The organism is Burkholderia sp. ABCPW 111 (assembly GCF_000773065.1).
In the GTDB taxonomy this organism is placed as follows: Bacteria; Pseudomonadota; Gammaproteobacteria; order Burkholderiales; family Burkholderiaceae; genus Burkholderia; species Burkholderia savannae.
The window spans coordinates 13,441-29,049 of record NZ_JPWT01000059.1; the positions used below are offsets into that span (position 1 = coordinate 13,441).

Annotated in this window: 10 protein-coding genes; 7 read left to right on the top strand and 3 right to left on the bottom strand. The window is 67.2% G+C overall.

What is annotated here, in order from left to right; genetic code table 11:
* The first annotated feature begins 24 nt into the window (after positions 1-24).
* On the top strand, positions 25-1,038 hold the full coding sequence (locus X946_RS10910; protein WP_038747036.1) for a TadG family pilus assembly protein: 1,014 nt from the start codon (positions 25-27) through the stop codon (positions 1,036-1,038).
* Here X946_RS10910 and X946_RS10915 read toward each other — a convergent pair.
* On the bottom strand, positions 1,011-2,243 hold the full coding sequence (locus tag X946_RS10915) for a glycosyltransferase family 87 protein (protein ID WP_038747169.1): 1,233 nt from the start codon (positions 2,241-2,243) through the stop codon (positions 1,011-1,013). The two genes, X946_RS10910 and X946_RS10915, sit on opposite strands and share 28 nt — an antisense overlap.
* A 36-nt stretch (positions 2,244-2,279) precedes the next feature.
* The gene (locus tag X946_RS10920) at positions 2,280-3,374 is read right to left on the bottom strand and encodes a glycosyltransferase family 2 protein (RefSeq protein ID WP_038747039.1); all 1,095 of its coding nucleotides are present in this window, start codon (positions 3,372-3,374) and stop codon (positions 2,280-2,282) included.
* A 396-nt stretch (positions 3,375-3,770) separates the two neighbouring features.
* On the opposite strand from X946_RS10920, the gene X946_RS30875 reads away from it, so the two are divergent.
* From X946_RS30875 to X946_RS10945, 6 genes are all read left to right on the top strand, one after another.
* Positions 3,771-4,151: a GtrA family protein gene (locus X946_RS30875; RefSeq protein WP_161788655.1), complete on the top strand. Its 381-nt coding sequence runs from the start codon at positions 3,771-3,773 to the stop codon at positions 4,149-4,151.
* Positions 4,152-4,824: 673 nt separating this feature from the next.
* On the top strand, positions 4,825-5,838 hold the full coding sequence (locus tag X946_RS10925) for a sulfate ABC transporter substrate-binding protein (protein ID WP_038747042.1): 1,014 nt from the start codon (positions 4,825-4,827) through the stop codon (positions 5,836-5,838).
* 524 nt (positions 5,839-6,362) lie between these two features.
* The gene (locus X946_RS10930; protein WP_038747045.1) at positions 6,363-8,060 is read left to right on the top strand and encodes a S10 family serine carboxypeptidase-like protein; all 1,698 of its coding nucleotides are present in this window, start codon (positions 6,363-6,365) and stop codon (positions 8,058-8,060) included.
* Between the two features lie 67 nt (positions 8,061-8,127).
* Positions 8,128-8,532: a hypothetical protein gene (locus X946_RS10935; RefSeq protein WP_038747047.1), complete on the top strand. Its 405-nt coding sequence runs from the start codon at positions 8,128-8,130 to the stop codon at positions 8,530-8,532.
* A 144-nt stretch (positions 8,533-8,676) separates the two neighbouring features.
* Complete coding sequence (locus X946_RS10940; protein ID WP_038747050.1) at positions 8,677-9,693, top strand: ion channel; 1,017 nt, start codon at positions 8,677-8,679, stop codon at positions 9,691-9,693.
* A gap of 237 nt (positions 9,694-9,930) precedes the next feature.
* Positions 9,931-13,506 (top strand): indolepyruvate ferredoxin oxidoreductase family protein, encoded by a 3,576-nt coding sequence (locus tag X946_RS10945; protein WP_038747053.1) that lies wholly within the window; start codon positions 9,931-9,933, stop codon positions 13,504-13,506.
* A 268-nt stretch (positions 13,507-13,774) separates the two neighbouring features.
* Here X946_RS10945 and X946_RS10950 read toward each other — a convergent pair whose 3' ends face one another.
* Entirely contained in the window at positions 13,775-15,442 is a 1,668-nt protein-coding gene (locus X946_RS10950; RefSeq protein WP_038747055.1) for a Na+/H+ antiporter, read from the bottom strand.
* Between the last annotated feature and the right edge of the window lie 167 nt (positions 15,443-15,609).

The following is a 15,609-nucleotide window of genomic DNA, read 5'->3' on the forward strand; positions in this document are numbered from 1 at the left end:
GCGCCCGAGCGGCGGCGCGGCGGGATGACGGCGCGGCGACAGGACGGATCGATCGCGCTGTTCTTTCTGATGTTCCTGATTCCGTTGCTGTCGTTCGGCGCGTTCGCAATAGACGCGGCGCGCGTGGCGGTGGTGCGCAACGAACTGCAGAACGCGGCGGATGCGGCGGCGCTGGCGGGCGCCGCGGCGTTGCTGCCGTCCGGCGGCACCAGCCCGAACTGGGCGCAGGCCGCATCGGCGGCCACCGGGGCGATATCGCTCAACGCGTCCGACGGCGTGAAGCTTTCGGCCGGCACGGTCAGCGCGGGCTACTGGAGCCTGACCGCCAGCCCGGCCAGCATGCAAGCGTCGACGATTACGCCCGGAACCTACGACGCGCCGGCCGTGCAGGTCACGATGACGCGCGCGACGGGCGTCAACGGCGGGGCGATTGCGTTGCTGCTGGGCGGCCTGCTCGGGATCGGCAGCGTGTCCGGCAGCGCGACCGCCGTGGCCGCGATCGCGGCGCCGGGGGCGGTCGCCGCGGGCGGGTTGTTTCCGATCGCGCTGGATCAATGCGTCTACAACCAATATTGGAATCTGGCGACCAATCAGCCGCTCGTCAATCCGTTGACGAACCTGCCGTACGAATTCATCGTGACGAACGGGCAGACATACGGCTCGTCATGCACGGCCGGTCAATGGACTTCATTTCAGTCGACCGCGAACGACGTGACGACGATGACGAACCTGATGACGGCCGGCAACCCGGCGTCGCTTGCCATCGGCGACAGCATCTGGCTCGTCACCGGGGCAAAGACGGCGCTTTACAGCTCCGTCCCGGTCGGGACGACCGTGGTGCTGCCGGTCGTCACGCAGACATCCACCAAGAGCTATGTCCCGATCGTCGCCTTTGCCGCCTTCCACATCGATGCGTCGCTCGGCGGCACCGCCAAGTACGTTCAGGGCCACTTCGTCGGCGGCGTCAAGCTGACTGGCGTCGCGACCGGCGTCGGGCCGTACTACGGCGTCTACGCGCCGCCGAGGCTCGCGTTTTGAGCCGTGATTCGCGTGCGGCGCAGGATGGCGAGAAGCATGAACAGCAGCACGATCGGGCCGATTTGCGGGAGCTCGAGCCATGGATTCAGCATCTCGTACACCGGCAACAGCCAGGCGCAGATCGCGGCGGCCTGCTCGCCCGGCAACCACCCGTCGCGCAGGCCGAGCGTGACCATGCACGCAAGCGCGATGCCGAGCCAGGCCAGTTCGTAGTGCCACAGGTACGGATTCGAGATGAGCGTGGAGACGAACAGCGCCGCGCCTCTCAATCGCGTGTCGCGCGTGCGTCTCCACACGCTGCATGCCGCGGCGACGGCCACGACGGCAACCGATCCGTGCCACGCGTATGCGTAACTGAGCGGCACGTCGCTCAGGCGCAGCGCGGCGAACGGTGTCGGCGACACGAACCAGAACACGACGCCGTGCTCGAGGATCAGCGTTCGCGCGAGCTCCGCGTTGACGGCGAACAGGCGCACCGATTCGACGCCGCAAACCAGCACGGCGATCGCAGCCAACAGGATGGCGCTGACGGCGGCCGACGCGAGCGTGCGCCACGCGCGCACGGCGATCAGGACGAATGGGAACAGCAGCGCCATTTGCGGTTTTGCGCTGAGCAATCCGATGCAAATGCCCGCGTGGATGGGCTTCTTGTCGACCCAGTACACCGCGAGGGCGGCGCAAGCGGCCGTCAGGATGGCGTTCTGCCCGAAGATCGCCGTGACGAAGATGCACGGGGAGGCGACGAGCGGTACGCAGCCGAGACCCGGCGTGCGATGGATGCTCGCGGCGCCTGAAATGCGGCGTGCGGCAATGACATAGCCCAGTAGACTCGCGCCGATGAAGTACGGATAGGCGACGGAAAACGGGAGCAGCGCCAACGGCGTGACCATGAGCAGATACGTGGGCGGATACAGCCAGGCGATGAAATTCTCGCGTTGAAAATCCGAAAGCCGCGTCAGCACGAGGTCCGCGAGAAGATGAAGGTCGTACGCTTGCCAGGGCGCGCCGTGCAGCGCGAGGTACGACGCGGACCAGAACACGGCGAAGTCCGGGCCCGGCCGCACCACGTCGAACTCGGGGAAGCGGCGGTTGATTCCGGTCCAGGCTACGAATAACAGCCCGTAAAGCGCGAGCGTCACGCTACTGTAGAGAACGATCCGCCGCTGCGTCAGCCACGCGTTCACGGGGGGGCGGCTCACGGGCATGCGCGGGCGCGGAACGTACATGATCCGGGCGGCGCGCTATTCGGTGAACTGGTGCGTGGGGACTGGGCGCGCCGAGCCGGGTGCGCCCGCCCGACGTCTTGCCGCGGCGGCGCGCTTGGCCGGCGAATCGATCCGCGCGGAAGGCGGATGCGCATGATCGTGCAGCACGAATGCCGCGCTATCGCGGCTTTCCGCGCGATACCGCTGCCTGATCAGATAGATCGGGCGTTGCTTCGATTCATGGTAAATGCGCCCGATGTACTCCCCGACGACGCCGATGCCGACGAGCTCGATCCCGCTCATGAAAAGGATGATGGAAATGAGCGATGCATATCCCGGCACTGGATTTCCGAACAGAAGGGTGCGGAAGACGATGAACGCGCCGTACGCAAACGCGAATAATGCGATGGCGAGCCCGACGTAGGTCCAGCTGCGAAGCGGAATGGTGCTGAAGCTCGTGATGCCCTCGAGCGCGAAATTCCACAGCCGCCATCCGGAGAATTTCGAGCGGCCGGCCCGACGGGGCGCGCGCTGATATTCGATGATCACGGTCCGGAAGCCCACCCATGCGAACAGGCCTTTCATGAAACGCCGGCGCTCCGGCAGCCTTCGCAGCGCATCGATGACTTGCCGGTCCATCAGGCGGAAATCCCCGACGTTCGCCGGCATTTCGACTTCGGAAAGCGCGTTGTGCACGCGATAGTAGAGCGCCGATGCGATGCGCTGGGCGAACGAATCGCACGTCCTGTCGGTTCGCCGTGCCGCCACGACCTCGGCGCCGCGTCGCCAGTGATCGATCATTTGCGGAATCAGGCCGGGAGGATCTTGCAAGTCGGCGTCGATCGGAATGACGGCGGCGCCCGTCGCCTCGTCCATGCCGGCCGTCAGCGCGGCTTCCTTGCCGAAATGGCGCGTCAGATCGACGACGCGTATGCGCGAATCGCGGGAACTTGCGGCGATCAGCTTGTCGAGGGTGCCGTCGCTGCTGCCGTCGTTGACGCACACGATCTCGAAACGAGCCGAGTCAACCGAATCGAGAACCGGAATCGTCTCGGCGAAGAACAGGTCGACGGTGTCGTGTTCGTTGTAGAAAGGTACGACGAGCGAAATCAAAGGTTTTCTGCTTCGCATGAACGCGCTCCACTCGCCAATGTGGCGGAAGTTATAGCGCAGGCTGAAGCGCGCAGTTGAATAATGTAATTGGTTTTGATGAGTGGATTGTGCGTGCGATCATGGCGATAAAATGAATTAAATTCCTATCTTATAAATTGTAGGTCATTATCCGCGATGGAAAATGAATTTTGATTTTCCTGTTTGTCGGAGGGCCAATGAAGGCGTGGCCGTCGCGGGAGCGGCGCGCTGCATCGCCGAGGCGACGCAACGCGGGCGGCGCATGTCGAAGCGGCAATGCGCCGTGCGGATTGCGCCGTGACGCAGGAGCGGGCGCCGACGGGCCTGGCCGATTGCCGGCCGTTCGTCGCGGAACGCCGGTCCGATGGCCGGAAAACCGATGTGCGGAGAGCGCGAATGACGCATCGGCATACGCTTCGATTCGCGACTTATCTGGGCGTCGGCGTATCGGGAACCGCCGCGCAATATGTCATTTTATGGACGCTGGTTTCGACTGCGATCGCGGCCCCGGTATTTGCGTCGGCGGCGGGAGCGGTGGTTGGCGCGCTATTGAATTATGTTCTCAATTATCACATTACGTTCAAGCGTTCCCGGCCCCATGATCAAGCGGTTCCACGCTTTTTCTCCGTGGTGTTCGCCGGCATCGTCATCAACGTCATGGCGATGTTCGCGCTGGTACGCTTGCATGTCCCGTTCATGCCGGCTCAAGTCGTTGCGACCGGATGCGTGTTGGGAGCGACTTACCTCGCCAACTCCGCGTGGTCGTTCAAGCGGTAGTTTGCGAGCGACCCCTTTCGGCGGCGCCATACGAAGATTGATGATTTTTCTCGGGCGCAACCGGTGTCCGCCATGCGGCGAGATCGTGCTTTTCGTCGAAGCGTCGTCATGCGGTGCGGCTGCGCGCAAGCTACGCACGCGCGGAGTCCGTCGCGGAATACGTCGACCCCGTCGACCCCGTCGACGCATCGGCCGCGCCGCCGCCACGTGGCCGGTGCCGATGTCTCGCTGCGCTTTCACGATATCGGGGCGAGCCCGTCAGCCGGCTCGCCGGCGATTTTGCCGGATCTCCAGGAACGGTTTTGCCGCTCGCCCCCGGATTTGCATTCGAATCGGAAGTGGGGCGCGCGGCGTGGCGGAGTATCGGCGAATCCCGGCCAACGCATTTCAGCAGCCGGAGCGAAGCGGCACTCCGCTCACCGCCTCGAACCTGCCGGACCGCTCGACCGCTCGACTGCTCGACTGCCCGATCACTCGATCACTCGATCACTCGATCACTCGATCACTCGATCACTCGATCGCCGCCCGCCGAACGTTCAACCCCGCCAGAGCCAAATCAGCATTCGTGCATCGCTATCCACGACGGATTGGCTCGCGTCGCGACGATCGCCGCTAGAATCGTCGCTTGCGAAAACCTGACGAATCACCTCGAACCACCAGCGGAGCACCAACGATGAAGCACAACCAAGGGATCGGCCGCCGGCTCGCCGCCGGCATCGCAGCGGCGCTGCTCGCAACGGCCGCGCATGCCGACACGTCGCTGCTGAACGTGTCCTACGACGTCACGCGCGAACTGTACAAGGACATCAACGCGAGCTTCGCCGCCGCCTACAAGCAGAAGACGGGCGAGACGGTGTCGATCCGGCAATCGCACGGCGCGTCGAGCGCGCAGGCGCTGTCGGTGCTGCAGGGGCTGCAGGCCGACGTCGTGACGATGAACCAGCCGAACGACATCGATCTGCTCGCCGAGCGCGGCCAACTGCTGCCGAAGGACTGGCGCACGCGCTTGCCGAACAACAGCTCGCCGTACTCGACGACGATGGTGTTCCTCGTGCGCCACGGCAACCCGAAGGGGATCAAGGACTGGAGCGATCTCGCGAAGCCGGGCGTGCAGGTGATCATCGCGAATCCGAAGACGTCGGGCAACGGCCGCTATGCGTATCTCGCCGCATGGGGGTATCAGAAGCTGAAGGGCGCGACCGATCAGCAGGCGCTCGACTTCGAGAAGGCGATCTTCCGCAACGTGCCGGTGCTCGACTCCGGCGGCCGAGGCGCGACGACGACGTTCACGCAGCGCGGCATCGGCGACGTGCTCGTCACGTTCGAGAACGAGGTCGCGCTGATCGACACGGGCGCGGCGGGCGCGAGCTTCGACGCCGTCTATCCGTCGGCGAGCATTCTCGCGGAGCCGCCCGTGGCGATCGTCGACAAGGTCGTCGACAAGAAGGGCACGCGCCGCGCGGCGCAGGCGTATCTCGAGTACCTGTACTCGCCCGCCGCGCAGGAGATCGTCGCGCAGCACCATCTGCGCCCGCGCGACGCGAACGTGCTGAAGAAGCATGCGAGCGAGTTCAAGCCGCTCAAGACGTTCAGCGTCGAGCAGATCTTCGGCAACTGGGCGAACGCGCAGAAGACGCATTTCGCGGACGGCGGCACGTTCGACAAGATCATCGTCGATCGAAAGTAAGCGCCGGCCCGGCGGCGAAGCGAGCGCGCCGCCGGGCATCCGCGCGGGCCGTCGTCGCCGGGCGGCCGGGGCATGCTTCGCCGGCCGCGCGAACCTTACATTTTCCGTTCGCGGATTCACGGGCGTATTCCATCGAACCGGAATGCGCCCGTTTTCGTTTTCTTTATCCGATTCGGATGCCGAATTCATTCGCGATTTTCGGCATTTCCGGGTGTGTTCCGGCTTCACCCGATCGCGTTCCCGTCGCAATCCGCCGGTTTGTTGCGCGCGCAACAAATGTTAACATTCTGGGCATCCTGTATGCACGCGGAACCTATCGAGCCGCGTAATTGCTTTCGGCGGCGAGGCAAAAGCGGCCGTATCACGTGCATTGTCGATCGATTAATGAATGGATAGGCCGGGTGGTTGACGCGCCATTTTTTCATTATTAGGATGCGCGGAAATTGAATAAATCAATTGAGACATTATCGAGGAAGGCATTGCACTGCAATACCTTACGTCTTTGAAATAAATAGAAAGCGAAAATGAATAAACCGATGGATGGAGGGAACGCCGGATCGGCGGGATGGCGCGGCCGGCTCTCGGCGGCGGCGGTTGTCGCGACGATGCTGGCCCTGGCAGGGTGCGGCGACGATCTGCAGAGCAGCACGACGCCCGCGCAGCTCAATCAGCCGTACACGGACACGGCCGCCTACTCGCCGAACGCGGGCGACGGGCTCGCCGCGTCGCAGGTGTCCGAACGCGCCGCGGTGATGAGCCACCAGTGGTCGTCGAACGGCGCGACGCTCGATTACCTGAGCACGACCGGGCATCTGACGGCCTACGATTCGAACGGCAACGCGGAAGCGACGATGTCGTATGTCGCGTACACCGTGCCGACGCAGGACGGCTCGCCGCGGCCCGTCACGTTCTTCTACAACGGCGGCCCCGGCTCGTCGTCGGTGTGGCTGCGGCTCGGCTCGTTCGCGCCGACGCGCGTCGCGACGCCCGATCCGCTGATGACGAACTGGCCGAATTTCCCGCTCGTCGACAATCCGGACAGCCTGATCGCGACCACCGACATGGTGTTCATCGATCCGCCCGGCACCGGCCTGTCGGAAGCCATCCAGCCGAACACGAACCAGACGTTCTGGGGCGCGGACGCCGACGTGAAGGTGATGCGCGATTTCATCCGCCGCTATCTGTCGGTCAACGGCCGCGGCGGATCGCCGATCTACCTGTACGGCGAATCGTACGGCACGCCGCGCACGGACATGCTCGCGCTCGCGCTCGAATCGGCGGGCGTGCAGCTGACTGGCATCGTGCTGCAGTCGTCGATCCTGAACTACATGGCGGCGAACGGGGATCAGGCGGTCGGCACCTTCCCGTCGTATGCGCAGGTGGCGGCGTATTACAACCTGGTGTCGCCGTCGCCGACGAATCTCGGCGCGTACGCGCAGCGCATTCAGGATTTCACGACCGCGCAGTACACGCCGATCGTCCATTACGCGACGGCCTCGTCGCCCGTGTCGCCGGACGCCGCGACGCTCGCCGCCTGGTCGACGCAGACGAGCATGACGACGGCGTCGCTCGGCGCGTACTTCCAGTACTTCTACGACACCGAAGCCTCCCCCGGCCAGACGACGCTCGTGCCCGGCTATACGATCGGCCGCTACGACGGCCGCGTGTCGCTGCCGAACGGCGATTCGCGTCTCGCGAGCGACGACGATCCGTCCGACATCCTGATCTCGCAGCCGTTCACGAAGGCGCTCGCTTCGCAGATGCCGAACTATCTCGGCTACACGGCGCCGAACGCGACCTATCAGACGCTGAACCCGAACATCATCGGCGTGTGGAACTTCAGCCATGCGGGCCAGCCGTATCCGGACACGATCCCGGATCTGCTCGCCGCGCTGCAGCTCAATCCGAAGCTGAAGGTGCTGTCGTCGAACGGCTACCATGACCTCGCGACGCCGTACTTCGAGACGGAAAAAGAGCTCGCGCGGCTGCAGACGGTGTCCGGCCTCAATCCGAACCTGCAGGTCACGTTCTATCAGGGCGGCCACATGATCTATCTCGACGACGTCGCGAGGCCGCAGATGAAGTCGGATCTCGTCGCGTTCTATCAGAACCAGCCGGTGGCGAACGCGCTGACGCTCGCGGCGCTGCCGCCCGCGTGGCCCGACGAAAGCCCGGCGAACACGCCGACGGCGAAGATCGCGCGGGCCGCCGCGGCCCGCTGAGATTGCGGCGAGCGGGCCGCGCGATGAGCGGCCCGCTCCGTTGAACCCCGATATTGCGAGTTACGTCATGTCCCATATTTTTCAGTTGCGACGCATCATTCCGGCGATCGCGTTCGCGGTTGCCGCGGCGTTCACGATCGGCGCATCCGCCGAGACCTTGCAGGCCGTTTCGTCCGCTGCGCCGCTGCACGGCGGCGTCGACGGCCCGTTCTTCCCGAAGGCCGCCTCCGCCGCGCCCGCGTCGGCTTCGGCGACGACGGGCGCGCAGTTGCAGCAGCAGGCGCAAAGCCGGCTCGCCGCGAGCCTCGGCGCGAGCGGCGCGCTCGGCAACGGCGCGGCGCTCACGAAAGCGCAGGCGCAAGCGAGCGGCCTCGGCTACGTCGCGCAGCATTTCGACGAAATCGACACCGCGCACACCGGCAAGGTCACGCTCAAGCAGGTTCAGCAGTTCATCGAGCAACAGCGTCAGTGACGGACTGACGCGAGCGCGGCGCGCGGCCCGCCGAGGGTTGGGCGCGCCGCGCGGATCGCGCGCGGCGCGCGGGCCCGGCCGCGCGACGAACGCATCGCAAGCGCCGCGTGCTACGCTCGCCGCACCGACTCCGGCGAGACTGCGATGAACGTCGATTCCTCTTCCCCGCACCCCCCCGATCCTTTCGCGGACGGCGGCGCCCGCGCGCGCAAGCCGCCGCGCGGCGGCCGCCGGATCTGGTCCGGCACGCGCGAGGTGATCGCGTACGGCATGCCGGCGTCCGTGTGGCGCGATCTCTATTACTGGGCGCTCAAGGTGAGCTGGCCCGTATTCTTCGCGACGCTCGCCGCGCTGTTCGTCGTCAACAACACGCTGTTCGCGCTGCTGTACCTGCTCGGCCGCACGCCGATCGCGAACCAGTCGCCGCCCGGCTTCATGGGCGCGTTCTTCTTCAGCGTCGAGACGCTCGCGACGGTCGGCTACGGCGACATGCATCCGCAGACCATCTACGCGCACGCGGTCGCGACGCTCGAGATCTTCGTCGGGATGTCGGGGATCGCGCTGTCGACAGGGCTCGTGTTCGCGCGCTTCGCGCGGCCGCGCTCGAAGATCATGTTCGCGCGCCACGCGATCGTGCGCTCGCTCAACGGACGGATGACGCTGATGGTGCGCGCGGCGAACGCGCGGCAGAACGTGATCGCCGAGGCGCGCGCGAAGATGCGGCTGATGCGGCGCGAGCATTCGTCGGAGGGATATTCGCTGATGAAGATCCACGATCTGAAGCTCGTGCGCAGCGAGCACCCGATCTTCCTGCTCGGCTGGAACATGATGCACGTGATCGACGAATCGAGCCCGCTGTTCGGCGAGACGCCGGAGTCGCTCGCGCAGCGCAGCGCGATGCTGCTCGTGATGATCGAAGGCTCCGACGAAACCACCGCGCAGGTGATGCAGGCGCGCCATGCGTGGGAGCACGGCGACATCCGCTGGCATTACCGCTACGTCGACCTGATGAGCGAGGTCGACGGCATGACGCACATCGACTACACGCGTTTCAACGACGTCGAGCCGGTCGAGCCGCAGCCGGCGGCCGACGGGGGCGATTCGCCCGACGGGCCCGACGCGAGCGGCCCGGCCGCCGCGCCGAATCCGCCGCCCGCCTGAGGCGGCGCGCGGCCCATCCGGCGAGCCGAGCGGGCCGGGAGTGAAATCTCTCTCAAATTGCAAGCAAAGCTTCAGCAGTCTTTCGCTGAAACGCTGATCGATATCAAGATAAGCAAAAAAATTCTTCTATTGGCGTAAAAAAATAAAGTTCATTGAGTTGCGCGTCGAAACGCAGGGCCGCGCCTTGCCGGCGCGGGGCGACGCCGCAACGTCGAACAGCACATCGAGGAGACGACAATGAACGCACGCCTGCCGGTCGGCGGCCCGCCCGCGTTGGCCGACTATCGCCTGACCGACAACCTCCGCGCGACGCGCGGCCGCATATTCCTGACGGGCACGCAGGCGCTCGTGCGCCTGCTGCTGATGCAGCGCGCGCTCGACGACGCGCAGGGCCTGAACACCGCGGGCTTCGTCAGCGGCTATCGCGGCTCGCCGCTCGGGATGGTCGACCAGCAGCTGTGGAAGGCGAAGAAGCAGCTCGATGCGAGCGGCGTGCGCTTCCTGCCCGCGATCAACGAAGAGCTCGGCTGCACCGCGGTGCTCGGCACGCAGCGCGTCGAGGCCGATCCGGAGCGCACCGTCGACGGCGTGTTCGCGATGTGGTACGGCAAGGGGCCGGGCGTCGATCGCGCGGGCGACGCGCTCAAGCACGGCAACGCGTACGGCTCGTCGCCGCACGGCGGCGTGCTCGTGGTGGCGGGCGACGATCACGGCTGCGTGTCGTCGTCGATGCCGCATCAGAGCGACTTCGCGATGATCGCGTGGCATATGCCGGTCGTGAATCCGTCGAACATCGCCGACATGCTCGAGTTCGGCGTGTACGGCTGGGCGCTGTCGCGCTTCTCCGGCGCGTGGGTCGGCTTCAAGGCGATTTCGGAGACGGTCGAATCCGGCTCGAGCGTCGATCTCGATGCGCTGACGACGCGCTGGCCCGCGCCCGAAGGCTTCGCGCCGCCCGCGGACGGCCTGCACAACCGCTGGCCGGACCTGCCGAGCCTCGCGATCGAGGCGCGCCTCGCCGCGAAGCTCGACGCGGTGCGCCACTTCGCGCGCGCGAACAGCATCGACAAGTGGATCGCGAAGAGCGCGCACGCGAACGTCGGCATCGTCACGTGCGGCAAGGCGCATCTGGACCTGATGGAGGCGCTGCGCCGGCTCGATCTGACGGTCGCCGATCTCGACGCGGCCGGCGTGCGGATCTACAAGGTCGGCCTGTCGTTCCCGCTCGAGATGACGCGCATCGACACGTTCGTCGAAGGCCTGACCGAAGTGCTCGTGATCGAGGAGAAGGGCCCCGTGATCGAGCAGCAGATCAAGGATCATCTTTACAACCGCGCGTCGGGCGCGCGGCCCGTCGTGCTCGGCAAGCACGACGCGGCGCACGCGCCGCTGTTGTCCGAGCTCGGCGAGCTGCGCCCGTCGCGCATCCTGCCCGTGTTCGCCGACTGGCTCGCGCGGCACAAGCGCGCGCTCGACCGCCGCGCGCGCGTCGTCGATCTCGTCGCGCCGACGATCCTGTCGAACGAGGCGGACGCGGTGCGGCGCACGCCGTACTTCTGCTCGGGCTGCCCGCACAACACGTCGACGAAGGTGCCGCAAGGCTCGATCGCGCAGGCGGGAATCGGCTGTCACTTCATGGCGTCGTGGATGGAGCGCGACACGACGGGCCTGATCCAGATGGGCGGCGAGGGCGTCGACTGGGCCGCGCACGCGATGTTCACGAGCACGCGCCACGTGTTCCAGAATCTCGGCGACGGCACCTACTTTCATTCGGGAATCCTGGCGATCCGGCAGGCGGTGGCCGCGCGCGCGAACATCACCTACAAGATCCTCTACAACGACGCGGTCGCGATGACGGGCGGGCAGCCCGTCGACGGCAGCATCTCGGTGCCGCAGATCGCGCGGCAGGTCGAGGCGGAAGGCGTGTCGCGCTTCGTCGTCGTGTCCGACGAGCCCGAGAAGTACGACGGCCATCATGCGCTGTTCCCGACGGGCACCACGTTCCATCACCGCCGCGAGCTCGATGCGGTGCAGCGCGAGCTGCGCGACACGCCGGGCGTCACCGTGCTGATCTACGACCAGACGTGCGCGGCCGAGAAGCGCCGCCGCCGCAAGAAGGGCGAATTCCCCGATCCGGACAAGCGGCTGTTCATCAACGAAGCGGTCTGCGAAGGCTGCGGCGATTGCGGCGTGCAGTCGAACTGCCTGTCGGTCGAGCCCGTCGAGACCGCGCTCGGCCGCAAGCGGCGCATCGATCAATCGTCGTGCAACAAGGATTTTTCGTGCGTGAACGGCTTTTGCCCGAGCTTCGTGACGGTCGAGGGCGCGAAGCTGAAGAAGGCGGCGGGCGCCGCGTTCGACGAGGCCGCGCTCGCCGCGCGCGTCGACGCGCTGCCGCGCCCGGCGACGCATCTGGCCGACGCGCCGTACGACATGCTGGTGACGGGCGTCGGCGGCACGGGCGTCGTGACGGTGGGCGCGCTCGTCAGCATGGCCGCGCATCTGGAGGGCAAGAGCGCATCGGTGCTCGACTTCATGGGCTTCGCGCAGAAGGGCGGCTCGGTGCTGTCGTTCGTGCGGGTCGCGTCGTCGGACGCGTGGCTCAATCAGGTGCGCATCGACACGCAGCAGGCCGACTTGCTGCTCGCGTGCGACATGGTCGTCGGCGCGAGCGCCGACGCGCTGCAGACGGTGCGCCGCGAGCGCACGCGCATCGTCGTGAACACGCACGCGATTCCGAACGCCGCGTTCGTGCGCGATCCGGACGCGAGCCTGCACGCGGACGCGCTCGTCGAGAAGATGCGGCACGCGGCGGGCGACGGCTTCCTGTCGCGTTGCGATGCGCAGGCGCTCGCGACGAAGTTCCTCGGCGACACGATCGGCGCGAACATCCTGATGCTCGGCTTCGCATGGCAGCAGGGGCTCGTGCCCGTGTCGCTCGACGCGTTGATGCGCGCGATCGAGCTGAACGACGTCGCGGTGCCGATGAACAAGCTCGCATTCGCGATCGGCCGGATGGCGGCCGCCGACGCGGCGGGGCTCGACGCGCTGTGGGACGCGCGCCATCCGGCGCACGAGCCGCTGCCGCCGCAGACGCTCGACGCGGTCGTCGCCGATCGCGAGGCGCGGCTCGCCGAATACGGCGGCGCGCGCTACGTCGAGCGCTATCGCGCGCTCGTCGGCGCGGCGCGCAAGGCGGGCGACGAACGCGTCGCGCGCGCGGTCGCGACGACGTTCTACCGGCTGCTCGCGGTGAAGGACGAATACGAAGTGGCGCGGCTCCACGCGCACGGCGCATTCCGCGCGGCGCTCGAAGCGCAGTTCGAGGGCACCGCGGGCAAGGACTTCCGCGTGAAGTTCAACCTCGCGCCGCCCGCGACCGCGAAGGCGGGCAGGGACGGCTCGGCGCCGGGAAAGCAGGTGTTCGGGCAGTGGCTGTGGCCGGTGCTCGGCGTGCTCGCGCGCGTGCGCGGCCTGCGCGGCACGCGGCTCGATCCGTTCGGCGGCACCGTCGAGCGCAAGATGGAGCGCGCGCTCGCCGACGACTACGAGGCGACGATGCGCCGCGCGCTCGCGGCGTTGACGCCCGGGACGGCCGACGCGGTCGCGCGGCTCGCGGAGCTGCACGCGAAGGCGCGCGGCTACGGGCACGTGAAGCTCGCGAACGTCGCGAGCGTGAAGCGCGCCGAGCGCGAGCTCGCCGCGCGTATCGCGATCGATGCGGCGACGAGCGCGGCCGTGCAGCGCGCGCTCGACGAGATGAAGGGCGCGGGCGCGTTGCGCGGGATTCCGGTCGTCGTCGCGAAATCGTGAGCGCGGCGCGAGCGCCGGACGTCAGATGACGGGCAGCGGGCAGCGGGCAGTGGGCAGCGGGCGGCGAGCGGCGAGCGACGGGCAGCGGCCGGTTGCGCGCGGCATGGCGCAGCGGTCCTCCGCCGTCGCGTTCCAGCGTTGCGCGCGCTGCGTGTCTGTCGCGTGCTGCGTACGTCGCGAGCGCCTCGAGTGTCTCGCGCGACGCCCGCCCGTCACTGCGCCGCCCGCTCGCCGAGCGTCGAGAACGCGCGCCGGCGAGCGCGCGTCGTCAGACGATGCCCTTCTTGCGCGTCGACAGCGCCGTCTCCGACAGATCGACTTCGCGCATCAGCTTCGCGAGCGTTTCGTCGTTGATCTTCTGCTCGCCGCGCAGCCGGTAGAGCACCGCGCGCTCCGCGCGGATCGCCGCGATCTTCAGCGCCAGTTCCATCTTCTCGGTCTGCCGCGCTTCTTCGCGCGGCGTCGCGCCGTCGGCGGCGAGGCCCGCGAGCCGGCGGCGGTACAGGTCCATCACGCGCGCCGTCACGTCCGCGCAGCGCGCGGCGGCCGTCTCGTCGAGATCGACGGCAAGCGCGTCGTGCGCCGCGTCGACCGCGCGGATCGCCGCTTGCGCCGCCGCCGCGCGCGCGGCGCGCTCTTCCTCCGCGTGCGGATTGCGCATCGGGCGCATGCCGCGCAGCAGGAGCGGCAAGCCGATCACCGCGACGACGAGCGAGCCGAGAATCACGCCCGACGCGACGAAGATCGCGGTGTCGCGGCCCGCGAGCGGCGTGCCGTCGCCGAGCGCGACCGGAATCGACAGCACGCCCGCGAGCGTGACCGCGCCGCGCACGCCGCCCACCGTCATCACGGCGATCGTGCGCACGCCCGCCATCGTGCCGGTGAGCCCCTGCCTCGCCGCGCGGCGGCTCGCGATCCAGCGCAGCAGCCAGACCCACGCGAAGCGGATCGCGTAGAGCGCGGCGAGCATCGCGGCGACGTAGCCGAGCATCGCGCCGACGAGCGCGTCGCTCGTATGGTGTGCGTCGAGGAGCGCGCGGCCGATGATGTGCGGCAGCTGCAGGCCGAGCATGATGAACACCATGCCGTTGAACACGAACTCGATCATCGCCCACGTGCTTTCCGCGCGCACTCGCGCGGCGACCGTGCTGCTCTTCGAGAAGCTCGTGTAGTTCATCATCATCCCGGACGCGACGGCCGACAGGATTCCTGACAATCCCAAATGCTCGGCGATCAGGTACGACGCGAACGGCACGAGCAGCGTCATCACGATGCCGGGCGCGGGATCGCCTTCCTGCGAGGCGTTCAGGAAGCGCGTCGACAGCGCGCTGAACAGCCACGCGAGAGCCGCGCCCGCCACGAGGCCGCCCGATGCGACGATCACGAAGCTGATCGACGCGTCGCGCAGCGAGAACATGCCGGTCAGCGCGGCGGCGATCGCGAACTTGAGCGCGACGAGGCCCGACGCGTCGTTCATCAGCGCCTCGCCCTCGAGGATGTGCATCAGCTGCGGCGGGATGCGACCCTTGCCCGCGATGCCGGACAGTGCGACCGCATCGGTCGGCGACAGCACCGCGGCGAGCGCGAACGCGATGGGCAGCGGCAGGCCGGGAATCAACCAATGCGCGAAGTAGCCGACCGCGAGTACCGTCATGAACACGAGGCCGAACGCGAGCATCAGGATCGCGCGCCGTTGCAGATACAGCTCGCGCTTCGGAATGCGCCAGCCGTCCGCGAACAGCAGCGGCGGGATGAACAGCAGCATGAAGATTTCGGGATCGAACGTGACGTGCAGATTGAACTTCGGCCACGCAAGCACGGCGCCGATCGCGATCTGCATCAGCGGCAACGGCAGGCGCAGCGGCAGCACGCGCGTCGCGACGCCCGACAGCGCGACCGCGAGCAACAAAATCAAAACAGTGAAGACGATTGCCATCGATGATTGAAACGGGGAAGAAACGACGGTACGCAGTGTAGCGTGCGCGCGAAATGCGCGACGGGAAGCGACGTGCGAGCATCGGCGCACTGTGATGGTGCGCACAATCCCCATCGCCATGCATGCGCGGCGCGGCGCGATCGACGCATCCGCACCGGGGATGGCGC